Origin of the sequence: Pseudorhizobium flavum, assembly GCF_044142885.1 — a bacterium.
In the GTDB taxonomy this organism is placed as follows: Bacteria; Pseudomonadota; Alphaproteobacteria; order Rhizobiales; family Rhizobiaceae; genus Neorhizobium; species Neorhizobium flavum.
The window spans coordinates 289,098-311,460 of sequence record NZ_JBIOKZ010000005.1; the positions used below are offsets into that span (position 1 = coordinate 289,098).

Below are 22,363 nucleotides of genomic sequence, written 5' to 3' on the forward strand. Positions count from 1 at the left end.
TTTTGCGATGCACAATAACTAGTCCAGCAGAGGCCGTGACGAAGGCAGCCTGCCCAGAAAGGGAGCATCGGCCAACACCACGCTACCAAGGACGCTCCCCGGTTTTGGTTTTCGCCGGTGGCATGTATAAGCGGAGCATTCTCGGGACCGGGCGACCTTCATGGAACTTCTACTGCTCATCGCCATCGTGCTGGCAATCGCCTGGCAAAGAAAGACCTCGCACAGGCTGGCGAGGGTCGAGGACGAACTCCTCGCCATGAGGCAGCGGATCGACGCTCTCGCCCCCGTGGCCCGGCCGGACGCCGTAATCGCCGAGACGGAGGCCGAAACCTTGGCGCCGCCAGCGGAGGACACGGCAGAAGCCGCAGCAGACGCTGCCGTTGCGACTGCGGCGCGAGAGGACGCTGTCCATGACCTGAAGCCTCCACATGACAAGGAAGAGACCCGCGATACGCTGGAGAGCAATCTCGGTGCGCGCTGGGCCGTGTGGGTTGGCGGCGTGGCGCTTGCCCTCGGCGGGATCTTCCTCATCCGGTATTCGATCGAAAGCGGCCTGATCGGCCCAGAGACGCGCCTAATCCTGGCAGGGGTATTCGGCCTCCTCCTGATCGGCGCCGGAGAAGCCATTCGGCGCCGGATGATCGAGCCGATCGCCGACCGCTACGGCAATGCCATGATCCCTGGCGCCCTGACCGCCGCCGGTGCGATCACGCTGCTCGGCGCAACCTACGCCGCGCATGGCTATTATGGCTTCATCGGCGCGACCCCTGCCTTCGTGCTGCTCGGCGTGATCTCGCTTGGCACGGTTGCCCTATCGCTGCTGCACGGACAGGCACTCGCCGGCCTCGGACTTGCGGGATCGCTGGTGACGCCCGCTCTCGTTTCCTCCACCGCGCCTAGCCCCTGGGTCCTCTTCACCTTCCTTGCCGTCACCTGGCTTGCATCTGCCGGCGCCGCGCGGCTGCGCCGCTGGACCCTGGTACCGGTACTGGCAAATATCGGTCTGGGCGGATGGGCTCTGGCCTATCTCTTCGAGGCCTTCACCCCCGACATCACTCCGCCGACGCTTGCCCTGCTCGTCGTCACCGCGGGTACGGGCTTCGTCTGGCCGGGGCACCGCGCAGAAGAGCCATCTTCCTCCACCGAGACCTGGTGGCGCTTCCTGCGACGCCCTCCCCTCGGCATCACTCTTTCGCTGTCGTTCGTGGTTCTGCTTGCCGCCTTGGCGATGCTTGCCGTCGACGAGGGATATTCCATCATGCCGGCATTTGCCGCCGCATCACTCGTCGCCGCGCTCGCGGCCTTGGGCGCTGGCCGATCCTACGCCGTCTGGCCCACCCTCCTTTCGGCCGTCGGTGCGGTCGCCTGCATCGGTTTGATGGCGCTCATCCTTCTCGATCAGGCTCCTGTGCCGGTCACCGAGGGAGGAACCGCGCCTCCGCGTTCCTTCGGCCTCGAGATCGCAATCAGCCTGGGGCTCGGCGGCGTCTTCACCTTCCTCGGCTTCGCCTTCCTTCGTAGAACGGGCACCCTGGAGCCGAAGCTCGGAGCCCTCTGGGCGCTGTCCATGTCAGCCGTACCGGTCGCCCTTGCGACAATCAGCTTCCTGAACTTCGGCACGCTCGCCGCAGACTGGATCCATGGGCTTTACGGGCTGGCGCTGGGCGCCATTCTGCTCGGGATCGCCCAGTGGCGCATCCTCCGGAGCGAGGCGGGCGAAGCGGACCGGGCGGCTAATCTCGTTGCTCTCGGCTCGTTTGCCGGCCTTGCCTTTGCGCTTCACGCGCTGACCACAGGCATCACGACAACAATCCTGATCGCGGTCATCGGCTTTGCCTATGTCCTTGCCACACGCTGGCGGCCATGGCCGGCATTCCCCTGGGCGATGGGCGCGGCAATTGTCGTTGTCTTCGCCCGCATCGCCTGGGAGCCGACGCTGGTGGGCCCAAACCAGCTCGGCACAACGCCCTTCTGGAACGCCCTGCTGCCGGGCTACGGAATTCCTGCACTGCTCGCCGTGCTTGCGGCCTATCAGCTGCGTAACTGGCAGGACCACCGGGCGCGAAACTTCCTCCAGGCAGTCGCCGCTTTGATGGGGATGATGGCCCTCGTCGTCCTCGTGCGCCATGCGATGAACGGCGGCGTCCTTGACGACAGCGTGGCAACGCTTGGCGAGCAGTCGATCTACACGCTGCTGACGATCGGACTTTCGGCGACGCTGATGACGCTGGACACGCGGGCTCCGAGCCCGGTCTTCCGCTACGGCTCCATGATCGCCGGTGTTCTCGCCACCGCAAACGTCCTCTCATTGCATGTCTTCGTGCTCAACCCCTATCTCAGCGGAGAAAGCACGGGAGCGTGGCCACTCGTGAACCTGCTGCTGATCGGATATCTCCTGCCCGCCCTCTCCTATGCAGGCCTTGCCTACTACGCCCGCGACAAGCGTCCCCGCCTTTATGTCATGATGCTGGCGCTTGCGGGTGCGCTGCTCGGCTTCCTGTGGGCGACCCTTTCGGTCCGCCGCTTCTGGCATGGCGACAACATCGCCGACTGGAAAGGCTTCCTGCAGAACGAAACCTATACCTACTCCGTCGTGTGGCTGCTGATCGGCGTCGCCCTCCTCGTCCTCGGCTCGCGTCTCGATGCGAGGAGCCTTCGGCTGGCCTCGGCGGGTCTGGTCATCATCACCGTGCTGAAGGTCTTCCTGATCGACATGTCCAACCTGGAAGGCATATTGCGTGCGCTCTCCTTCATCGGGCTGGGCATCGTGCTGATGGGGATCGGGCTGTTCTACCAGAAGATCCTCGCCCGCCGCCCCGCTCCGCCTGAACTGCCTCCCGCTCCCGAGGCAAAGGCGTGACCGGAGATCTCTCAATAGCGTTCTCGCCCCATGAGGCACTGGCGGAAGCCCTTCTGCCGCAGGCGACCGAAGGCGATGACGGCTCCCACGATACCGCGCACATTCTGCGGGTCTTCCGCAATGCGATGCGTATCCATGCGCACGAGGGCGGCGACGAGCGGGTACTGGCGGCAGCGGTGCTGCTGCATGATTGCGTTGCCGTCGAGAAGAATTCGCCACTGCGCGCCGAGGCCTCCCGCATGGCCGCCGCGAAGGCATCAACCGTACTCGAAGAACTGGGATGGGAGACGGTTGACATCACCGCCGTCGCGCACGCCATCACCGCCCACAGCTTCTCTGCAAAGGTTCAGCCGGAGACGATTGAAGCAAAGATCCTGCAGGATGCCGACCGTCTGGATGCGATCGGCATGATCGGCGCCGCACGCTGCTTCTATATCGCCGGCCGCATGGGTTCCGGCCTCTACGATCCCGCGGACCCGCTTGCCGAAGCGCGACCGCTGGACGACAAGAGCTTCGCCATCGACCACTTCGAAACGAAGCTGTTCCGGCTCGCTGAGGGCTTCCAGACCGCGACCGGGCGTCATCTGGCGCAGGAGCGGCACGAGCGACTGAAGCATGTGCTCGATCTATTCCTCGACGAAATCTGAAGGTTTTCCATGAAGGTCAGCGAACTTAACGTCTACCCCCTGAAGAGCGGCCGCGGGATCGCGCTGACCGAGGCGGAGATCGGCCCTGCAGGGATACCGGGCGACCGGCAGATGATGGTGACGGATCCGGACGGCATGTTCATCACCCAGCGTGACCTGCCGGCTCTGGCGCGGCTCGGCGTCACGCCACAGCCCTCGTCGGTGGAAATCGGCATGGAGGGTTGGGGAAGCCTTACGGTGGACCGGCCCGATGCGCAGCAGCGTATGGATGTGGTGGTCTGGAAATCCGCGCTTTCCGCCGCCGTCGCCGGCGACGAGGTGAACAGGACGCTTTCCGAATGGCTCGGCCGGGAAGTGCGACTCGTTTTCTTCGATGGTCGCTCCCACCGGACCGCTAGCAGCGAATGGGCCGGCGAGGACACGCCGGTCACCTTCGCGGACGGATACCAGGTGTTGATCACTACGACGGCATCCCTGGCGGCCATCAATGCCGACATGCGCGCGCGCGGCGAAGGCGAGATCGGCATGCAGCGCTTCAGGCCGAACATCGTCATCGAGACCGATGAAGCCTGGGTGGAGGACAATTGGGAATCCGTCGAGATCGGCGGCATCACCTTCGACCTGGTGAAGCCCTGTGCCCGCTGCATCATGACGACCCAAGACCAGAAGACCGGCTCTCGCGATGTCGCCAGCCCGATGCCGGCGATGGGACGAATCCGTATGTCTGCGGACCGCCGGGTGCCCGGGCCGCTTTTCGGCTGGAACGCTGTCCCACGCCAGAGCGGCCGTATCCGTCTCGGCGACGAGGTGCGCGTGACGTCGCGACGGGAAATGCCCTGGCCGATCAAAAGACGCTGATTCTGCCCTTGCCAGCGCGTTGATGATCGCTATTTTCGACGCAGGAGTTGTCAGACAACCTGCCGGCTCCGCTCATGGCTGCAGCGGGGCATGTCCCCGGACAGCTCTTCAGGGACTGCATTCCACATGACATCTCGGGCGACCGGCCTCGTCTTCGCGCTGATGGCGGTAACGATCTTCTCCATCCAGGACGGTGTTTCCAAGCATCTTGCCGACAACTATCCGGCAGTCTTCATCGCCATGATGCGCTACTGGGCCTTCGCCGCCTTCGCGGTCGCTCTTGCCAGCCGATCGCAGGCAGGCGTCAGCGGCACGGCGGCGACCCCGCGGCCATGGCTACAGGTCTTCCGGGGCGTCCTCCTCGCCCTGCAGATCGTCGTGGCGATCACTTCATTTGCGGTGGTTGGTCTGGCGCAGAGCCAGGCGATCCTGCAGTCCGCGCCGCTGATCGTCGCGCTGCTCTCGATGCCTCTCCTCGGCGAGCGTGTTGGATGGCGCCGGTGGACGGCGATTGCCGTCGGCTTCGTTGGGGTCCTGTTGATCCTGAAGCCGGAAGCAGGCGGCTTCGACCTCGGCCTGCTGCTGCCGGTCGCCTGCGCCTTCCTCTACAGCCTCTATTCCATCACCACCCGGCTGGCGAGCCGTACAGACAGCGCCAATACCAGCTTCTTCTATACCGGCGTTGCCGGCGCCGTCGCGATTTCCCTCGTCGGTCCCTTCTACTGGACGAGCTTCGAGGGCAATGACGGCTGGTGGATGCTGCTGCTCTGTGTTCTCGGCATTTCCGGACACTACCTGCTCATCCGCGCCTTCGATCATATCGATGCCGTCATCGTGCAGTCGATGTCCTACCTGCAACTGGTGCTCGTCACGCTGATCGGCGTGTTCATCTACGGCGAGACGCTCGGCTTCAACATGATCGTCGGCTCGCTGATCGTCGTCGCTGCCGGATTGTTCACCATCTACCGCGAGGCACGCTCGGGACGGAAGCTCCTGCCGATGGATCCGTCGGGCGAGTTGTAGCGGCTTCTATCAATTCCGATGATCATTGGCTGGTGAAAAACTGATTTTGGGAATGCCGACAGCGGCGATATGGTGCCAGGCTTGAGTGACTGAGGAGGCATCATCGATGACCCAGGCTGCCGCTACCCGTAACCCGATGCCCTGGCTGATCATCATCGCCGGCTCGCTGATCGCCGTCCTGACCTTTGGGCCACGCTCGGCGATGGGCTTCTTCCAGCTTCCGATGCTGGCCGACACCGGCTGGGACCGCTCCACCTTCGGGCTTGCCATGGCGATCCAGAACCTGAGCTGGGGTCTCGGCCAGCCGATCTTCGGGGCGCTCGCCGACAAGTACGGGACGGGCCGCATGCTTGCCCTGTCCGGCCTCCTCTACGCCGCAGGCTTGATCCTGATGTCCACCGGGGCGTCGGTGACGGCACTTCATGTCGGCGGTGGTGTTCTGGTGGGGCTTGCGGTTGCAGCCGGCTCCTTCGGCGTCATCCTGTCCGCATTCGCCCGCAACGTCACGCCTGAGCAGCGATCGTTCGCCTTCGGGATCGGAACGGCGGCAGGTTCCGCCGGCATGTTCCTGTTTGCGCCGTTGAGCCAGGGCCTCATCTCGGCCTATGGCTGGTCAGACAGCCTCGTGATCATGGCCGTCCTGATGCTCATCGTCCCGCTGCTCGCCTATCCGTTGCGCGGCAATGCCTCCTCCGGCACCCAGTCGCAGGCGGAGTTCAAGCAGACCGTCGGCGAGGCGCTGCGGGAAGCCTTCGCACACAGGAGCTACCTCCTGCTCGTCAGCGGCTTCTTCGTCTGCGGCTTCCAGGTTGCTTTCATCACGGCCCATTTCCCCGCCTATCTCGGCGACATCGGCATCGAAGCCAGCTACGCCGTGATTGCCATGGCGCTGATCGGTTTCTTCAACATCATCGGGTCACTGGCCGCCGGGGTGATCGGCCAGCGCTACTCGAAGCCCTATTTCCTCGCCTATATCTACATCGCCCGGTCGATCGCGGTAACGGCCTTCCTTCTCCTGCCGCAGTCGCCGCTTTCGGTGATCGTGTTTGCGATCGTCATGGGGCTGCTGTGGCTCTCCACCGTACCGCCGACGAATGCGCTGGTCGCGATCATGTTCGGCACACGCCATCTCGGCATGCTGGGCGGAGTCGTGTTCCTATCCCACCAGGTGGGGTCGTTCCTCGGCGTGTGGATGGGCGGCTTCCTCTACGACCGCTTCGGATCCTACGATCCGGTCTGGTGGCTGGGCGTCGCTCTCGGCATTTTCGCTGCAATCGTCCACTGGCCGATCCGGGAGAAGCCTGTGGAGCGTCCGCTGGTGGCCGCGCAGCCCGCCTGATCAGCCGGCCCTCCGCTCCTCCTCAAGCGCCAGCGCCTTGAGTGCGGCCTGGACGAAGCCATCGCGCGCGGCGTTTTCCGAGATGCCGCGCGGTTCGTAGATGTGTCGATGGAGGAAGAAGCCGGTGAGCCGGAAGGCTGCCGCCATGCTTAGGGCATCGGCCGCAGCCGTTGCTCCATCCCGGAGAAAGGCCGGCAGGGCCAGAAGTCGATCCGCGTATGGAGCGCCAGCCTCGGCACAGACGGCGCGCCCGGACTTGGGCGAGACATATTGCAGATCCTGCTGCGAGCCAGTCGCCGCGCACTCCGTCAGGTCAAGGCCGTATCCGAGGTCGTTCAGGATTGCGAGCTCGAAGCGGATGAACAACTCACCGGCATCTGTCGGGTCGTCCATCGTTTCCAGGATCACGTCGAGCGCCTCGTAGAGATGTGGATGCGGGTCGCGCTCCGGAAGCAGGCGCAGGAGAGCGCCCATCGCCTGGACAGCATAGACGGACGTCGCCTTTTCCATCAGCCGCGCGGCCCTGAGGCGAAGCGGCTCCAGCTTGAACTCGCCGAGATGCTCGTCAAGACGCGCCCGCCAGACAGCCTCCACCCTGTTGCCGGGCTGGAGGACGGGCTGCATACTGCGCGATCGGCCGGAACGGACGAGGCCCAGATGGCGTCCGCGTGAACGGGTCATCACTTCGGCGACGACGCTGGTTTCGCCGTGACGCTTCACCCCGATGATGATCGCCTCATCCTGCCATTGCATCGATGTCTCAACCACTTTCCGTACGGCTTCAAGTCTAGCCGATAAGTCCGCGCCGCTGAATCACTTTTCAGCGCCACATTATCGAGGATGTCCGGGAACAAATTGCCTGTCCACGGAATTGCCCCGGCGACATCCGACCTCAGGAGCTTCCATGCGATATCTTCCGCTCGTCCTTGTTCTCGCCGCCTCTCCCGCCATGGCCCAATCTCCAGAACTGGAGGAGGCCTGCGTTGCAGTGGCCCAGAACTTTCTCCTCGTTCCGGCAATCAAGACCGGCGTAGTGCAGTCGTTCCCTGAACTGGAGCCGCCAGGGGCAAGGCTGACCTATACGACCCGCGACGACCCGAAGCCGAGCGACTTCACGAACGAGATCGAGTGCGAGTTCATGAGCGCGACGCCTCCGCTCACCCTCACCCGCTTCTGCATCTCCGAAACATGTTACTCGGAGAACGAGCAGGAGCCTGAGAACCGCCGCCGGTACCTGGAGGTGAAGGCGCTGATGGACCGGCAGAAATAGCCGGCGTCAGCCCTTCGGGAATTCCAGCCCCATTTCGCGGAATCGAGCCGGATCGTCACCCCAGTTCTCGCGCACCTTGACGAACAGGAAGAGGTGGACGGGCTGCTCGAGGATTTCCGAGAGTTCCTTGCGCGCGGCCGTCGAGATTGCCTTGATGGCCTCGCCCCCCTTGCCGAGAGCGATCTTCTTCTGGCTCTCGCGTTCCACATAGATCACCTGCTCGATGCGGACAGAACCGTCCTTGCGCTCTTCCCACTTCTCCGTCTCCACGTGGGAGGCATAGGGAAGTTCCTGGTGAAGGCGCAGGAAGAGCTTTTCCCGGGTGATCTCGGCTGCGAGCTGGCGCATCGGCAGGTCGGAGATCTGGTCCTCGGGATAGTACCACGGCCCCTCCGGAAGGCGCTCCGCCAGGAAATTCATCAGGTCCTCGCAGCCGGATCCGGTGGTTGCGGAGATCATGAAAGTGCGCTCAAACTCGACCGCTTCGTTTGCAACGGCCGCAAGCTTGAGCAGATCCTCAGCCTTCACCCGGTCGATCTTGTTCAGCACGAGGATCTTCGGCTGCTTGACCTCCTTCAGGCCTTCCAGGATCGCCTCCGCATCGCCCCGCAGCCCACGCTCGCTGTCAATGAGGAGCATGATGACATCGGCATCCTTCGCGCCACCCCATGCGGATGTGACCATGGCGCGGTCCAGCCGCCGGCGCGGCTTGAAGATGCCGGGCGTGTCCATGAAAACGATCTGCGCACTGCCGTGGATCGCGATGCCGCGGACAATGGCGCGCGTTGTCTGGACCTTGTGGCTGACGATCGACACTTTCGCGCCGACGAGGCGATTGAGCAGCGTCGACTTGCCGGCATTCGTCGGCCCGATCAGCGCCACGAAACCAGATCGCGTCTGTACTGCCTCGGTTTCGGCAGTGGGGGTGTTCTCGTTGTCTGTCATGGTTCCAATCAACCTTCGGCAGAATTCTTCTGCCATACGCCTTCGCGTTCAAGCATTTTCGTGGCGGCCACCTGTTCGGCAGCACGCTTGGACCGGTCGACGCCGGTCTCCGGTGCCACGCCCTTCACTTCCACAGTGACGGTGAAGCGGGGATCGTGATCCGGTCCGCTGCGGTCTTCGACGCGGTAGGAAGGTGTCACGGCGAAATTCGCATGCGCCCATTCCTGCAATTCGGTCTTGGCGTCACGCCTCGCACCGTCTGCGCGTGTCGCGCGCTCCGTCCAGTTGCGCAGGATGAACTGCCGCGCAGCCTCCAGTCCGCCATCGAGATAAAGCGCGGCGATCAGGCTTTCCACCACGTCGGCCCGAACATTCAGCATCCGCTTGCCGGTCAGCTTCTTCACGTCGGCGCCGGTGCGGATGTAGCGGTGCAGTTCGAGCTCGTCGGCCACCTGCGCGCAGCTTTCGGCGCTGACGAGCTGGTTGAGCCTGACCGACAGCTCTCCTTCGGCGGCCGCCGGGAAGGACTGGAACAGCAGCTCCGCAACACAGAGGCCGAGCACCCGGTCCCCCAGGAACTCAAGCCGCTCGTAGTTCGATACCTTGGCCGAACCGGTGCTTGCATGTGTCAGCGCGCGGTCCAGCCGCTGCTTGTCGGCGAAGTGATGGCCGATCAGTTCCTCGAGCTTCGACCTGTCCTCAGCCGACAGCGCCTTCGCCTTCATTCACTCGACACCCTTGAAGAGACGATCCCAGCGCATGTTGGCCGGCCACTTCCAGAACTCTCGGAAAGAGGTGTCGTTGCCGACGGAGAAGAAGATGACGCTGGCTTGGCCGATCAGGTTCTCGGCCGGCACGAACCCGACGTCGAAGCGGCTGTCCAGCGAGTTGTCGCGATTGTCGCCCATGAAGAAGTAGTGGCCTTCAGGGACAATGAACTCCCGGGTGTCGTCACCGCGCGAGTTCGGCACCTGGTCCAGCGTGTCGTAACTCACACCATTGTCCAGGGTCTCGCGGAAAATCGGGACGTCGGAACCGGGATCGAGCCGGTAGTCGGAGGTGAAGCCACCGTTCGGCTGGCGCGGAACAGCCTCTCCATTGATGTGGAGGACCCCGTTCGTCACCTGGATACGGTCGCCCGGCAGGCCGACGACGCGCTTGATGTAGTCCACATCGGTGTCCGTCGGCAGGCGGAAGACGATCACGTCGCCGCGGTCGGGCTCGCTACCGAAGATGCGGCCGTCGAAGAGGTCCGGCGAAAACGGCAGCGAATACTTCGAATAGCCGTAGGCGAACTTGTTGACGAAGATGTAGTCGCCGACAAGCAGCGTCGGCATCATCGACCCCGATGGAATGGTGAAGGGCTGAAAGAAGACGGTCCGGATGACCATCGCCAGAAGCAGCGCCTGGATGATGACCTTGATGTTTTCCCAGAGGGCGCTTTGTTGCTTTTTGTCGGCTCTGTCGGACACTGGCGGTCTTTCTCTTCAGTCACTTGGTGCGGGTGTGCGGCATTCTCTAGCCCCTTCGTCAAGCGGCGGCAATGGTTCAATCGGTCGCCGGCCGGGCTTCGATGACGACGAAGGCCTGCGCATAGGGGTATTCATCCGTGATGGTGACGTGAACAAAGGCGTCATGGCCGGGCGGCGTAAGGCCCGCGAGGATGGCGGCAGCACCTCCCGTAAGGGCCATGGTCGGCTTTCCGCCCGGCAGGTTCACGACGCCCATGTCCTTCCAGAATACACCCTGCGCCAGACCGGTGCCGAGGGCCTTCGAACAGGCCTCCTTGGCGGCAAACCGCTTCGCATAGGACGCCGCGCGATTGCGCCGCCGGTCGGATTTCGTTCGTTCGATTTCAGTAAAGCAGCGCTGGGTGAAGCGCTCCCCGAAGCGTTCCAGCGACTTCTCGATGCGACGGATGTCGATCAGGTCACTGCCCATACCTATGATCACGGCCCCTCCTTCCGGGAGGGTCCCGGCGTCTTCGGATGCTTCACGCTCATGAATTGAGCATTGAGGAAGGCCGCGTCAAGCGCGTCCTCACATTCGGATTGCCTCACGGGGCAAAATGACCGCCACGATGACCTAGAGCCGTCCCTAGAAGCTCTTGCGGAAAAGGCCACGCTCGACCTGGCGCTGGCGATATTCCAGTTCCACGCGATCGATCGAGTCATTCAGGTAGGCAAGTTCCCGCTCTTCGATTGTCGGGCCGCGCACTGCGCGAGCCATCTTCCGGACTGAACCAAACATCTGCTTCTCTCGTTCCATTTATGCTGCATCGCAACAATATAGGGGTCAGAGTGTGTTTCCACCAATGCAGACATGGTGCGCCTGCCCTGCTCTCCCGGCATGCCGGAAGAACTGCAGGCGATCAGTCGTAGAGACGCTTGACGGTCGAGATGCAATCCAAGTCCTTCAGCTGCGTCAGCAACTGGTTGAGCTGGCGAAGATCCCAGACCTCGACATCAAGAACGATCTCGGAGAAGTCGGCGGCAACCCGTCCCATGTCGAGGTTGCGGATATTGATGTCGAGTCCGGCGATGGTTTGTGCGACCGTGGCTAGAGTGCCGGGCTCATTCAGCGCGTTCATGAAGATCCGGGCTGCAAAGCGCGACTTGTTGCTGTCATCGAGGTCCCAGCGCACATCGATCCAGCGCTCCGGCTGATCGTCGAAGTGCTGCAATGCCGGCGCCTGGATGGGATAGATGGTGATCCCGCTTCCCTCTTCCATAATGCCGACGATGCGGTCGCCCGGCACGGCACCGCTCGGCGCAAACCGCACGTGCATGCTGCTGGAGAGCCCGCGAATGGGAACCGGCGAACGGTCATGACCTTCGGCTCCGGCTTCCTCCGCCGAGCGGCCGGGGACGCGGAACATCATTCCGGAAACGCTGCGGACGTTGAACCAGCCTTCGTCGGTCGAAGGCTTCACGGTGACGCGCTCGTCCTTGTAGTCCGGGTAGACAGCACGCATCACGTCGAGCGACGAAAGCTCGCCGCGACCGACCGCCGCAATGGCGTCCTCCACATCCTTTTGGCCGAGGCGATGAAGCGCGGGCTTCAGGCTCTCGCGCGAGAATATTTTGCCGGCGCGTTCGAAGGTACGCTCAAGGATCCGATAGCCAAGACCGGCATACTGCTTGCGGATAGCCATGCGGGTCGCACGGCGGATGGCTGCGCGTGCCTTTCCGGTGACGACGATCTCCTCCCAGGCCGCCGGCGGCACCTGTACGCCGGAGCGGATGATCTCCACCTCGTCCCCATTGTTCAGCCGGGTGACGAGCGGCATGATCCGGCCGTTGATCTTGGCGCCAACAGTGGTATCGCCGATGTTCGTGTGCACGGCATAGGCGAAATCGATCGGGGTCGCGCCGCGCGGCAGGGCGATCAGCTTGCCCTTCGGCGTAAAGCAGAAGACCTGGTCCTGGAACAGCTCGAGCTTCGTGTGCTCGAGGAATTCCTCCGGATTGTCGCCCTCCGACAGCGCCTCGATCGTGTGTCTCAGCCAGGAATAGGCGTTGGACTCCTTGGAGAGGAGTTCATTGGCGCCACCGTCCTTGTAGAGAGCGTGCGCGGCGATACCGTATTCGGCGATCTCGTGCATGCGCCGGGTGCGAATCTGCAGTTCGATGCGCTGGCGCGACGGCCCGACGATGGTGGTGTGGATCGAACGGTAGTCGTTCTGCTTCGGGGTCGAGATATAGTCCTTGAAGCGGCCCGGAACGACACGCCAGCGGGTATGGACGATACCGAGTGCCCGATAGCAGGCGGGGATGTCACTGAAAAGGATGCGAAAGCCGTAGACGTCGGAGAGCTGCTCGAACGACAGCGACTTCGACTGCATCTTCCGGAAGACAGAATAAGGCTTCTTCTGGCGTCCCTTCACGACCGCATCCGTCAGGCCATTCGCGACCAATAGATCCAGAAGCTCGTCCTCGATCTTGCTGATCAGACCTTCGTTGCGCGTCGAAAGCTCCGCGAGGCGGTTCGTGACCGTCTCGTAGGCTTCAGGGTTGAGATAGCGGAAGGAGAGGTCCTCCAGCTCGTCGCGGACGTCCTGCATGCCCATGCGCCCGGCAAGCGGCGCATAGATGTCCATGGTCTCCTCGGAGATCCTCGCCCGCTTCTCCGGGTTCATGTGCTCCAGCGTGCGCATGTTGTGGAGCCGGTCGGCGAGCTTGACGAGCAGGACGCGCACGTCGTCGGAGATCGCGAGCAACAGCTTGCGAAGGTTCTCCGCCTGCTTGGCCTTCTTCGTGACGAGATCGAGCCGCTTGAGCTTGGTCAGTCCCTCGACCAGCCGACCGATGTCCTCGCCAAAAAGCTCGTCGATCTCGGCGCGCGTTGCCGTCGTGTCCTCGATCGTGTCGTGCAGGAGCGCGACGGCGATCGTCGATTCATCGAGATGCATGTCCGTCAGGATCGCCGCGACTTCCAGCGGGTGGGAGATATAAGGATCGCCGCTGGCCCGCCTCTGCTGCCCATGCTTCTGCATGGCGTAGACATAGGCCTTGTTGAGCAGAGCTTCGTTGGCATCGGGCTTGTACTTCTGAACCCGCTCAACAAGCTCATATTGCCGCATCATGCCTGAAACGATCCTAGACTAGAAAAACGAAAAGGCGCGCCGGGTTGAAGCCGGCGCGGCCATCTTAATGCAGATAATCTTCTTTGAGGCCAGAAGATGAACGATTAGTAATCGTCGCTCTTTTCCGGCGGAACAAGCCCCTCGATGCCGGCAAGAAGTTCCTCCTCCGACATCTGGTCGAAGGTTACGGCTTCGGGCAGGTCTTCCTCTTCCTCGCCGCGATCAGTTGCCGTCACTGCGCCTGCATTGGTGGCGAGCAGCGACGACGGATCGGGCTCGGGCTCGTCCACCTCGACATGCTTCTGCAGGGAGTGGATGAGATCTTCCTTGAGATCATCCGGCGACAGGGTCTCGTCGGCAATCTCGCGCAGCGCCACAACGGGATTCTTGTCGTTGTCGCGGTCCACCGTGATCGACGCACCCTGGGAAATCTGACGTGCACGATGGCTGGCCAGAAGCACGAGCTCAAAGCGGTTGTCGACTTTATCGATGCAATCTTCTACGGTGACACGGGCCATTGCCTGTCCTTTGCGGTCGTTATCTCGGGAATTCAGACGCCCGATACAGGGATTGACGGTCGAATTCAAGTTTTTCCTGATCATCAAGCCATCACGTCGCCTCCACCGAGCCGCAGTGCAGGGATTTACCCCTTAAAGTCCTTGGAGAAATGCGAATCGTGACATAAATGCGCTTACATCAACGATTGGTAATTTACCGGGATATTGATCCATCGCACTGTCGAGCGGAGCGGAGCGATGTAACCTGCGCAAGCAGGCAATAATAAAACGGGATGGAGGAAAAATGTTCGACCCCAGAGAGAAGATTGCACTCTTCATTGATGGTGCAAATCTCTACGCTGCTTCCAAGAGCCTTGGCTTCGACATCGACTATCGCAAGCTGCTGAAGGCTTTCCAGAAGCGCGGATATCTCCTGCGGGCCTATTACTACACCGCGCTCATCGAGGATCAGGAGTACTCCTCCATCCGGCCCCTGATCGATTGGCTCGACTACAATGGCTACAAGGTCATCACCAAGCCGGCGAAGGAATTCACCGATTCCATGGGCCGCAGGAAAATCAAGGGCAACATGGACATCGAGCTTGCGATCGATGCCATGGAGCAATCGGAGACGGTCGACCATCTCGTGATCTTCTCCGGTGACGGCGACTTCACGACGCTGGTGGAGGCCCTGCAGCGCCGAGGTCGCAAGGTCTCCGTCGTATCGACCATGGCGACGCAACCGCCGATGATCGCAGACGACCTGCGCCGCCAATCCGACCATTTCATCGATCTCGCGTCGCTGCGATCCGAGATCGGCCGCGATCCTTCGGAGCGCCCCCAGAGGGCTGTGGAGGCCGCGGAGCCGCAAGCAGACTAGGAAAGCTCGACCGTCGTCAAGCTGCCGTTTCGGCCTTCGGCAAGGAGGCCGCCGATGCCTTGCGTGCACGGAAGATCGCTTCGGTGACCAGCGCGACGGGGATGCCGATCGCCAGCGGGATGAAGAAGTAGATCACCCTGAAGGCCACAAGCGATCCGATGGAGGCCTGATCGCCCATCACATGGCGGACGGTCGCCTCAAGCACGCCAAGGCCGCCCGGGGCGTGGGTGACGATGATCGCGACATTGGCGAGCACATAGGCAGTCGCTGCCTTCAGATAGCTGACGTCGGACGCAGCGGCCATAACCTCGCGCAGTGCCGCGGCGACCAGCGCGAAATTCACGGTCCCGATCACGACCTGCGCAAGAGCCAGACGCAGCGGCGGCATCTGGAACGTCCACTTGCGGATGCGTACCGGTGCCCTCGCGAACTTCGCCAGGGCGAGATAGCCAGCGACTGTCGCAAGACATGCGACGCCGATCGCCAGAACGGTCGCCTCGTTCACCTGCAGGACTTCTGCGCCATCCGCCGGATTGATGATCATGACGATGCCCGTCAGCATGGCAAGGCCGATGCCGACGGTGACGCCGGAAAGCAGCACGATCTTTGCCACGTCCTCGGTATTCATCCCCCAGTGGGCATAGTAGCGGTACCGAAGGCCGCCGCTGCTCAAGCCCGCCAGCCCGACGCTCTGGCCGATGGAGAGGCTGACGAAGGAGGCAAGCGCGATCTTCGGATAGGCGAGGTCGTTCCTGACGTACCGCACGCCGGCCCAGTCGAAGCCGGTTAGGCAGACATAGGATGCGGCACAGTAGCCGAGCGCGGCAAGAAGATTTGCGGTCGGGATCTCCGACACGGACTGGACGATGTCCGACCAGGTGTATTCGCTGAAGATGTTCCAGAGGAGATAACCTGCGAGGCCGAGACCCAGGACGAGGGTACCGTAGGTCAGTATCGTTTTGCGCTTCATAAACCGGCTCATGTGAGGATGTCGCCGACAACGGCAGGAGCAGGCTTTTGTTCCGACCTCCGGCGCATTACACGCGCTGCAGCACCGCGGCGAAAGAGGGATCGGCGGGATTGTAACCCGGTGCATTGAGAAGGAAACGACGATTCGTCTGCTGCAACTGCTCGACCTGGTCGAGGTAGAACAGCCGCCAGCCTTGCCCGGTGCCCGCGACCTGCCACGCACTCAGCGCAAGATGGCCCTGCCGATCCTTGCCGAGGATATGAGGCAAGGCCGTCCTTTCGGCACCATGGTAGCGGAGGAAGATGATCAGCCGGTCGGCTATCGCGGTCTCGATCAGCGGCTGGAAGGTGTTGCTGCGGCTAATTGGCATGGCACAGAACGCCTGCAGCGTCGCATAAGTTCACCTGGACGAGCCGCGCGACCATCCTGCGATTTCAATTATCCTTCAGCAGCCGGCTCTTCTGGCGGTTCCAGTCGCGTTCCTTCTCCGTCTCGCGCTTGTCGTGGAGCTTCTTGCCCTTGGCGAGCGCCAGTTCCAGCTTGGCCCTGCCACGGTCGTTGAAATAGATCTTCAGCGGCACGAGGGTCATGCCTTCGCGGTTGATCCCGGCCCGCAGGCGGCTGATCTCGCGCTTGCTGAGAAGCAGCTTGCGACGTCGGCGAGGCTCATGGTTGAAGCGGTTTGCCTGCAGATATTCCGGCAGATGTGAATTGATCAGCCAAATCTCGTCGCCCTCGTCGGACGCGTAGGATTCGGCGATGTTCGCCTTGCCCTCGCGCAGGGACTTGACCTCGGTCCCGGTCAGAACGAGGCCGGCTTCATAGGTGTCCAAGATCTCATAGTTGAAGCGGGCCTTGCGGTTTTCCGCGACAATCTTGTTCACCGTCCTCTGGCTGCCTTTGGGGGCCATCTGTCCTTACCATGCCTTTCGCTGCTGTCCTTGCTCCGGAGGAGGGCATCCCTCGGAGCTATGCGTCATGTAATGCGGACGGAAGCGAAAGTGAAGCAGCCTGACTAGTTGAGCAGGCCCGCGTGGCGAAGGGCGGCGTCGATAGCACCCTCAGTCGATGCCTCCAGCGAAGACATGAGAGGCGAACGCACCGCCCGGCTCAGGCCTCGCGTCCGCCACAATCCGTACTTGGCGCCGCAAACGCCCGGCTCCAGGAAGATCGCCTTGTGCAACGGCATCAGCCTGTCCTGGTAATCCAGCGCCTTGGCGTAATCACCCGCAAGCGTCGCCGCCTGGAAGTCGGCACAGAGGCGCGGCGCTACGTTTGCCGTCACCGAAATGCATCCGACGCCGCCATGGGCGTTGAAGCCGAGCGCCGTCGCGTCTTCGCCGGAAAGTTGGATGAAGTCCTTGCCACAGGTGATCCGCTGTTCGGAGACACGCTCCAGCTTGCCGGTCGCATCCTTGACCCCTGCGATGTTCTTGTGGGCCTTTGCGAGAGCGCCCATGGTTTCCGGCGACATGTCGATTACCGATCGGCCGGGAATGTTGTAGATGAAGATCGGCAGCTTCACAGCCTCGGCGACGGCCGAAAAATGGGCGAAGAGGCCCTTCTGGGTAGGCTTGTTATAATAGGGTGTAACTACCAGAAGCGCGTCCGCCCCTGCCTGTTCCGCATGGGTTGCAAGCTCGATCGCTTCGCGGGTGTTGTTCGATCCCGCGCCTGCAATGACGGGAACGCGCCCCGCCGCAACCTCGATGCAGAGTTCGACGACCCGCTTATGTTCGGCATGGGAAAGGGTCGGAGATTCGCCGGTCGTGCCAACCGGCACCAGACCGCTGCTGCCCTCGGCGATCTGCCACTCGACATGATCGGCAAAGGCGGCTTCATCCACCGCACCCTCTGCCGTGAAAGGAGTGACGAGTGCGGGCATCGATCCCTTGAACATGCATAAGCTCCCACCGGCCGGCAGTTCACGCTTCGGCCGCATTCCGTGACTAAGGTGGCGCACAATAGAGCGGTGGGAATGCGACGACAAGCGGATGCTGACGCGATTTCTGATGGTGAACCGCGGCGCCAAAGCGGCGCAGTTTCAATGATGCTGGTAAGCTTTCGTTAATCTACGAAGCAGCTAATGTAATAAGAGGAATCGCTTTCTTGTCGCGAGTCGCCGCATGAAGAAGCCTGCCCTGTTGCTGACCGCCATCGGTCTCGGTCTTTCAGGACCCGGCGCCATGGCCGATCCCCTTCCCAAGGGTCCGGCACCCCTTCCCTATGCCAAACCGGCCAGCGCTACCGTAGCCTTTCCGATGGCGCTGAATGTCATGACACCGTCACGAGGCAGCAGGCTTGCCCCGGCTCCAGTCCTGAAAGCCGGCCTCGACGCATTGTCCGACGATGATGCGAAGCGGGCGTTCGTCGTGCGTGACAGCCTGCCGGAGGGCTCGGTCGAGCGCCAGGCGCTCACCTGGGCACTCGCCATGTCCGGTCTTGCCTCCGTCTCGTCGAAGCAAATCGAAGCAGCACGCCAGGAGCTGAAGGACTGGCCGGGGCTGGACGATCTGCGCCTGCGCTACGAGCGCGCGCTCTTTCGCGAGAACCCAGACGCTGACAAGGTGATGGCGGCATTCAGCGATGCCGAACCGAAGACCGCCGAAGGGCTCTACCTGCTGGCAAAGGCGCAGAAGGATCTGGGGAAGGATGAGGCGGCTGCAACGCTCCGTCGCCTCTGGACATCCGAGGCCCTGTACACGGCCCTCGAGAACCGCATCCTCAAGGAATTCGCCTCCACCCTGACGGTTAACGACCACAAGGCGCGGATGGATTATCTCATGTATCGGGGCCGCGTCAGCCAAGCCAAACGCTTCTCGCAACTCGGCGAGGCGCAATCGCTCTACAAGGCCTGGGCTGCCCGGATCAACGGGGCGCGCAACGCCGAGGCACTGCTGAAGGCGGTGGACCCTTCGTGGAAAGACGATCCGGCATTCCTGTTCCTTCAGATCGAGGCGCTCCGGCGCAAGGACAAGTATCGCGAGGCGGCTGCGCTGCTTGCAAAGGCGCCGCGGGATTCGTCGCGGCTGATCAATACGTCCGAGTGGTGGGACGAGCAGCGCATCATCGCCCGCGGGCTCGCGGACCAGGGAGACTACAAGGCCGCCTATGCGATCGTTTCCGCGCATGCTGCAACGCAGCCGACGGACATTGCCGATGCCGAGTTCCATGCGGGGTGGTATGCGCTTCGCAACCTGAACGATCCGCAGAAGGCCGCAGGCCATTTCCGGCGCATCCTGGAGGCCTCCAGCAGGCCGATCTCGGCTTCGCGCGCCTTCTACTGGCTGGGTCGCGCCGCCGAGGCAGCGCAATCCGCGGAGGCCGAAGCGCATTTCCGCAGCGCGGCAGCCCATACCGGGAGCTTCTACGGCCAACTCGCCGCCGCACGTCTGAACATGGCGGCCCTTTCCGTGCATCCGCCCTCGCCCACCGAGAACGACCGCCGGAATTTCGCGCAGCGAGCGCCAGTTGCAGCCCTCGACCGGCTGGAGGCTGCCGGCCATGAAAAACGCACGGCAGCACTGCTGCAGGCGCTGGCCCGGCACATCGAAAGCCCGGGAGAGCTCGCCCTGCTCGCCGAGCGGGCCGAACGCAGGAAAGACCACAGCCTGGCGCTCCAGATCGGCAAATCCGCCTTCTACGAGGGACGGGATGTCGCGGCCCTTGCCTTTCCGACCGGCGCCATTCCCGCCGGCGCCAACATTTCGGGTTCCGGCAAGGCGCTTGCCTATTCGATTGCCCGGCAGGAAAGCGCCTTCAATCCGACAGCCGTGTCGCCCGCCAATGCACGGGGCCTGCTGCAGTTGCTACCGAGCACTGCGAAGGCTGTGGCCAAGCGGCACGGACTGCCCTATGCACCCGAAAAGCTGACAAGCGACCCCGGCTTCAATGCCACCCTGGGCGCCCACTATCTCGGCGAACAGATCGACTCCTTCGGCGGATCCTATATCCTCACCTTCATCGCCTATAATGCCGGACCGCGCCGCGTTGGCGAATGGATCGCGCGCTACGGCGACCCGCGCGGGAAGCCGATTGACGAGGTGATCGACTGGATCGAGCGCATCCCCTTCCCCGAGACCCGCAACTACGTTCAACGGATCATGGAGAACTACCAAGTCTACAAGGCGCGGCTGGGACAGGCGACGGACATTGTCGCGGACCTGCGCGACGGACGGCCATCTCCGGATGCCACGGCGCAGACCACCGACGTCAGCCTGGCCGAGAACTGATACTCGACTTGAGCTTCACCTTACTCATATACAAAGAGCCCGGCATATCCCGGGCTCTTCTTTCTTAGGCATAGTTGGCAGCGATCAGAAATCGCGCTGCAGACGAACCAAACCGAGCCAGTCTTCCGCAGAGTCGTCGTAAGCGACGGCGACCTTCGAGGTAAGGCCTTCAGTGATCGCATAATTGACGGTCACACCCGCAGCCCAGAAGTCTTCGCCGGTGAAATCACCAGCGACATCAAGTTCTGTATCCCAGAAATACTGGAACTCCGGAATGACTTCCAACTTCTCGGTAGCCTTCCAGGAATATGCCGCGGCGACAGTCCACTGTGCTCCACCATAGTAGACGTTTTAGCCGGACGAGTACACGCCAGCGAGGTAGAAGGTGCCGGGACCGAGATCAGCTGAAGCAATGGCACGCACCGCACCATCTTCGTTGCCGAAGTCATAGGAGCCCAGAACCTCGAGTGCGGCCGGGCCCAGAGTGGCCTGAACGAGAGCTTCAATACCGAAGTTCTGGCCACCGCCGGTCACGACGGCGCCGTCGATATCGAAGCCTACCAGTTCTTCATCGGAAAGCTCGTCAAGCTGAATGCCGGCAGTGAACGCGTCGCCGGTATAGGTATAAGCAATCGAGGTCAGGCGGTTGGAGCCCAGAGCATCGAGTTCACCCGGAAGATCGTTGGCATCCCACCAGTTCAGGTAGGTACCGGCCTTGAAACCACCAAGCTGCAGGTAGACTTCCTCAATGTAAAAGTCTGTAGCCCCTGTGCCGATGTCGCGCGGGGCATCGCCGTGCAAGGCGATGAAGCCGGTCAGTTCGCCGAGTTCTGTGTCGGACTTCGACGTGAAGGTTACGCGACCGCGGGTCCATGCGTCCCAGTCGTCACCATTGCCGTCGTGAGCACCTTCACCGAAATCAACCTGGAAGCGGATATAGCCACCGATCTTAAGGCAGGTTTCGGTGCCAGGGATATAGAAATAACCAGTGCCGAACGCATCGCAGACGCGTACGTATTCCATGGGCTCTGGCTCGGCAGCGATAATGGCATCGGCAGCCTGTGCGCCGGAGACTGCTGCGAGGGCCGCAGCGGAGCCAAGAAGAAGGCTCTTAATTGTCATGAATGTGTTTCGGCGTGCAAAATTGACCCCATTAGCGGGGTAATCGGCGTCCAATTTTGACCCCCTTCGGATTTATCTGACCATCCGTCTTTTGACGGCGGATGGAGAGGGAGTTGAAGCGAGTGGATACGATTGCGCGCGTCCGGCGGGCCTTTCATGTTCAAGGCTGGTCGATGAAGAAGATCGCCCGCGAACTGCATGTTTCCCGCAACACGGTCCGCAAGATATTGCGCACCGACGAGACCGACTTCTCCTACGAGCGTGAGCGGCAACCTTTGCCGAAGACAGGCGTCTGGAAGGCCGAGATCGAACGGTTTCTTGCGACGAATGAAGGCAGGCCATCGCGCGAACGGCTGACGCTGATCCGGATTTACGAGGAGCTTCGGGCGCTCGGATACGACGGCAGCTATGATGCGATCCGCCGTTACGCCAAGGGTTGGGCGAAGAACCGTGGCTCAGTGACGGCGCAGGCCTATGTGCCGCTCTACTATGCACCCGGCGAAGCCTACCAGTTCGACTGGAGCCACGAGATCGTGCTGATCAACGGCACGACGACGACCGTGAAGGTCGCCCATGTCCGGCTCTGCCACAGCCGCATGATGTTTGCCCGCGCCTATATGCGCGAGAGCCAGGAAATGGTGTTCGACGCCCACGACAAGGCGTTCGCCTTCTTCCGTGGCACCTGCACACGCGGCATCTACGACAACATGAAGACGGCAGTGGAGGCCGTGTTCGTCGGCAAGGAGCGGCTATACAATCGCCGCTTCCTGCAGATGTGCAGCCACTACCTTGTTCAGCCTGTCGCCTGCACCCCGGCGTCTGGTTGGGAGAAGGGCCAGGTCGAGAACCAGGTTGGCCTGGTGCGCGAACGCTTCTTCACGCCGCGCCTGAGGGTCAAGAGCCTTGAGGAATTGAACGTCTGGCTCCTCGATAAATGTGTCGCCTATGCCAAAGCGCACAACCATCCGGAACAGAACGACCAGACGATCTGGCAGATGTTCGAGGCTGAACGCAGCAGTCTCGTCCCCTATGTTGGGTCGTTCGACGGCTTTCACTGCGTGCCGGCCTCGGTGTCCAAGACCTGCACGGTCCGTTTCGACAACAACAAATACTCGGTCCTCTCAACGGCTGTCGG

The 22,363-nt window shown here is 62.2% G+C and carries 21 protein-coding genes and 1 pseudogene; 9 read left to right on the forward strand and 13 right to left on the reverse strand.

What is annotated here, in order from left to right; genetic code table 11:
• The first annotated feature begins 160 nt into the window (after positions 1-160).
• From ACEPP2_RS12575 to ACEPP2_RS12595, 5 genes are all read left to right on the forward strand, one after another.
• On the forward strand, positions 161-2,860 hold the full coding sequence (locus ACEPP2_RS12575; protein ID WP_395516797.1) for a DUF2339 domain-containing protein: 2,700 nt from the start codon (positions 161-163) through the stop codon (positions 2,858-2,860).
• Positions 2,857-3,507, forward strand: a complete 651-nt coding sequence (locus ACEPP2_RS12580; protein WP_395516798.1) for an HD domain-containing protein — start codon at positions 2,857-2,859, stop codon at positions 3,505-3,507. The genes ACEPP2_RS12575 and ACEPP2_RS12580 overlap by 4 nt, the downstream gene beginning before the upstream one ends.
• A 9-nt stretch (positions 3,508-3,516) precedes the next feature.
• Complete coding sequence (locus tag ACEPP2_RS12585; protein ID WP_077547023.1) at positions 3,517-4,365, forward strand: MOSC domain-containing protein; 849 nt, start codon at positions 3,517-3,519, stop codon at positions 4,363-4,365.
• 126 nt (positions 4,366-4,491) lie between these two features.
• On the forward strand, positions 4,492-5,388 hold the full coding sequence (locus tag ACEPP2_RS12590) for a DMT family transporter (RefSeq protein WP_077547022.1): 897 nt from the start codon (positions 4,492-4,494) through the stop codon (positions 5,386-5,388).
• Between the two features lie 106 nt (positions 5,389-5,494).
• Positions 5,495-6,727, forward strand: a complete 1,233-nt coding sequence (locus ACEPP2_RS12595; RefSeq protein WP_395516799.1) for an MFS transporter — start codon at positions 5,495-5,497, stop codon at positions 6,725-6,727.
• Here ACEPP2_RS12595 and recO read toward each other — a convergent pair whose 3' ends face one another.
• Positions 6,728-7,480: a DNA repair protein RecO gene (recO, locus tag ACEPP2_RS12600; protein WP_395516800.1), complete on the reverse strand. Its 753-nt coding sequence runs from the start codon at positions 7,478-7,480 to the stop codon at positions 6,728-6,730. It lies immediately after the preceding gene.
• A 151-nt stretch (positions 7,481-7,631) separates the two neighbouring features.
• Here recO and ACEPP2_RS12605 point away from each other — a divergent pair, with 151 nt between their 5' ends.
• Positions 7,632-7,997 (forward strand): hypothetical protein, encoded by a 366-nt coding sequence (locus tag ACEPP2_RS12605; RefSeq protein ID WP_077547019.1) that lies wholly within the window; start codon positions 7,632-7,634, stop codon positions 7,995-7,997.
• 6 nt (positions 7,998-8,003) lie between these two features.
• Here ACEPP2_RS12605 and era read toward each other — a convergent pair whose 3' ends face one another.
• The 7 genes from era to rpoZ all read right to left on the reverse strand — a co-directional run bounded on the left by era (position 8,004) and on the right by rpoZ (position 14,045).
• Positions 8,004-8,942, reverse strand: coding sequence for a GTPase Era (era, locus tag ACEPP2_RS12610; RefSeq protein ID WP_077547018.1), 939 nt, complete (start codon positions 8,940-8,942; stop codon positions 8,004-8,006).
• An 8-nt stretch (positions 8,943-8,950) separates the two neighbouring features.
• Positions 8,951-9,667: a ribonuclease III gene (rnc, locus tag ACEPP2_RS12615; protein ID WP_142586883.1), complete on the reverse strand. Its 717-nt coding sequence runs from the start codon at positions 9,665-9,667 to the stop codon at positions 8,951-8,953.
• Positions 9,668-10,414, reverse strand: coding sequence for a signal peptidase I (gene lepB, locus ACEPP2_RS12620; protein ID WP_395516801.1), 747 nt, complete (start codon positions 10,412-10,414; stop codon positions 9,668-9,670).
• 76 nt (positions 10,415-10,490) lie between these two features.
• Entirely contained in the window at positions 10,491-10,895 is a 405-nt protein-coding gene (acpS, locus tag ACEPP2_RS12625) for a holo-ACP synthase (protein WP_142586882.1), read from the reverse strand.
• Positions 10,896-11,039: 144 nt separating this feature from the next.
• Positions 11,040-11,192, reverse strand: coding sequence for a DUF3563 domain-containing protein (locus ACEPP2_RS12630; protein ID WP_395516802.1), 153 nt, complete (start codon positions 11,190-11,192; stop codon positions 11,040-11,042).
• A gap of 121 nt (positions 11,193-11,313) precedes the next feature.
• Positions 11,314-13,527: a RelA/SpoT family protein gene (locus tag ACEPP2_RS12635; RefSeq protein ID WP_395516803.1), complete on the reverse strand. Its 2,214-nt coding sequence runs from the start codon at positions 13,525-13,527 to the stop codon at positions 11,314-11,316.
• Positions 13,528-13,631: 104 nt separating this feature from the next.
• Positions 13,632-14,045, reverse strand: a complete 414-nt coding sequence (gene rpoZ, locus ACEPP2_RS12640; RefSeq protein WP_395516804.1) for a DNA-directed RNA polymerase subunit omega — start codon at positions 14,043-14,045, stop codon at positions 13,632-13,634.
• Positions 14,046-14,328: 283 nt separating this feature from the next.
• Between rpoZ and ACEPP2_RS12645 the strand changes: the two genes are divergently transcribed.
• Positions 14,329-14,904 carry a LabA-like NYN domain-containing protein gene (locus tag ACEPP2_RS12645; RefSeq protein WP_395516805.1) on the forward strand — a complete coding sequence of 192 codons (576 nt, stop codon included), beginning with the start codon at positions 14,329-14,331 and terminating at the stop codon, positions 14,902-14,904.
• A 16-nt stretch (positions 14,905-14,920) separates the two neighbouring features.
• Here the strand turns inward: ACEPP2_RS12645 and ACEPP2_RS12650 are convergent, their stop codons facing one another.
• The 4 genes from ACEPP2_RS12650 to dapA form a co-directional block, all read right to left on the reverse strand.
• Positions 14,921-15,874, reverse strand: a complete 954-nt coding sequence (locus ACEPP2_RS12650; RefSeq protein WP_395516806.1) for a lysylphosphatidylglycerol synthase transmembrane domain-containing protein — start codon at positions 15,872-15,874, stop codon at positions 14,921-14,923.
• Positions 15,875-15,941: 67 nt separating this feature from the next.
• Positions 15,942-16,244, reverse strand: coding sequence for a hypothetical protein (locus tag ACEPP2_RS12655; RefSeq protein WP_395516807.1), 303 nt, complete (start codon positions 16,242-16,244; stop codon positions 15,942-15,944).
• A 64-nt stretch (positions 16,245-16,308) separates the two neighbouring features.
• A complete protein-coding gene (gene smpB / locus ACEPP2_RS12660; protein ID WP_395516808.1) occupies positions 16,309-16,785 on the reverse strand; it encodes an SsrA-binding protein SmpB in 477 nt (158 codons plus the stop codon).
• Between the two features lie 104 nt (positions 16,786-16,889).
• Positions 16,890-17,774: a 4-hydroxy-tetrahydrodipicolinate synthase gene (gene dapA, locus ACEPP2_RS12665; RefSeq protein ID WP_395516809.1), complete on the reverse strand. Its 885-nt coding sequence runs from the start codon at positions 17,772-17,774 to the stop codon at positions 16,890-16,892.
• Positions 17,775-18,000: 226 nt separating this feature from the next.
• Between dapA and ACEPP2_RS12670 the strand changes: the two genes are divergently transcribed.
• Complete coding sequence (locus ACEPP2_RS12670) at positions 18,001-20,106, forward strand: lytic transglycosylase domain-containing protein (protein WP_395516810.1); 2,106 nt, start codon at positions 18,001-18,003, stop codon at positions 20,104-20,106.
• 84 nt (positions 20,107-20,190) lie between these two features.
• Here ACEPP2_RS12670 and ACEPP2_RS12675 read toward each other — a convergent pair.
• A pseudogene (locus ACEPP2_RS12675) lies at positions 20,191-21,228 on the reverse strand (porin).
• Positions 21,229-21,341: 113 nt separating this feature from the next.
• Here ACEPP2_RS12675 and istA point away from each other — a divergent pair.
• On the forward strand, positions 21,342-22,363 hold a 1,022-nt coding region (istA, locus tag ACEPP2_RS12680), incomplete at its 3' end, for an IS21 family transposase (protein WP_395516811.1).

Excerpts from the sequence above, each read along its gene's own strand:
- ACEPP2_RS12575 (WP_395516797.1), top strand. The coding sequence starts at position 161 with ATGGAACTTCTACTGCTCATCGCCATCGTGCTGGCAATCGCCTGGCAA.
- ACEPP2_RS12585 (WP_077547023.1), top strand. The coding sequence starts at position 3,517 with ATGAAGGTCAGCGAACTTAACGTCTACCCCCTGAAGAGCGGCCGCGGG.
- ACEPP2_RS12590 (WP_077547022.1), top strand. The coding sequence starts at position 4,492 with ATGACATCTCGGGCGACCGGCCTCGTCTTCGCGCTGATGGCGGTAACG.
- ACEPP2_RS12595 (WP_395516799.1), top strand. The coding sequence starts at position 5,495 with ATGACCCAGGCTGCCGCTACCCGTAACCCGATGCCCTGGCTGATCATC.
- recO (WP_395516800.1), bottom strand. The coding sequence starts at position 7,480 with ATGCAATGGCAGGATGAGGCGATCATCATCGGGGTGAAGCGTCACGGC.
- ACEPP2_RS12605 (WP_077547019.1), top strand. The coding sequence starts at position 7,632 with ATGCGATATCTTCCGCTCGTCCTTGTTCTCGCCGCCTCTCCCGCCATG.
- era (WP_077547018.1), bottom strand. The coding sequence starts at position 8,942 with ATGACAGACAACGAGAACACCCCCACTGCCGAAACCGAGGCAGTACAG.
- rnc (WP_142586883.1), bottom strand. The coding sequence starts at position 9,667 with ATGAAGGCGAAGGCGCTGTCGGCTGAGGACAGGTCGAAGCTCGAGGAA.
- ACEPP2_RS12630 (WP_395516802.1), bottom strand. The coding sequence starts at position 11,192 with ATGTTTGGTTCAGTCCGGAAGATGGCTCGCGCAGTGCGCGGCCCGACA.
- ACEPP2_RS12635 (WP_395516803.1), bottom strand. The coding sequence starts at position 13,527 with ATGATGCGGCAATATGAGCTTGTTGAGCGGGTTCAGAAGTACAAGCCC.
- rpoZ (WP_395516804.1), bottom strand. The coding sequence starts at position 14,045 with ATGGCCCGTGTCACCGTAGAAGATTGCATCGATAAAGTCGACAACCGC.
- ACEPP2_RS12645 (WP_395516805.1), top strand. The coding sequence starts at position 14,329 with ATGTTCGACCCCAGAGAGAAGATTGCACTCTTCATTGATGGTGCAAAT.
- ACEPP2_RS12650 (WP_395516806.1), bottom strand. The coding sequence starts at position 15,874 with ATGAAGCGCAAAACGATACTGACCTACGGTACCCTCGTCCTGGGTCTC.
- ACEPP2_RS12655 (WP_395516807.1), bottom strand. The coding sequence starts at position 16,244 with ATGCCAATTAGCCGCAGCAACACCTTCCAGCCGCTGATCGAGACCGCG.
- smpB (WP_395516808.1), bottom strand. The coding sequence starts at position 16,785 with ATGGCCCCCAAAGGCAGCCAGAGGACGGTGAACAAGATTGTCGCGGAA.
- dapA (WP_395516809.1), bottom strand. The coding sequence starts at position 17,774 with ATGTTCAAGGGATCGATGCCCGCACTCGTCACTCCTTTCACGGCAGAG.
- ACEPP2_RS12670 (WP_395516810.1), top strand. The coding sequence starts at position 18,001 with ATGAAGAAGCCTGCCCTGTTGCTGACCGCCATCGGTCTCGGTCTTTCA.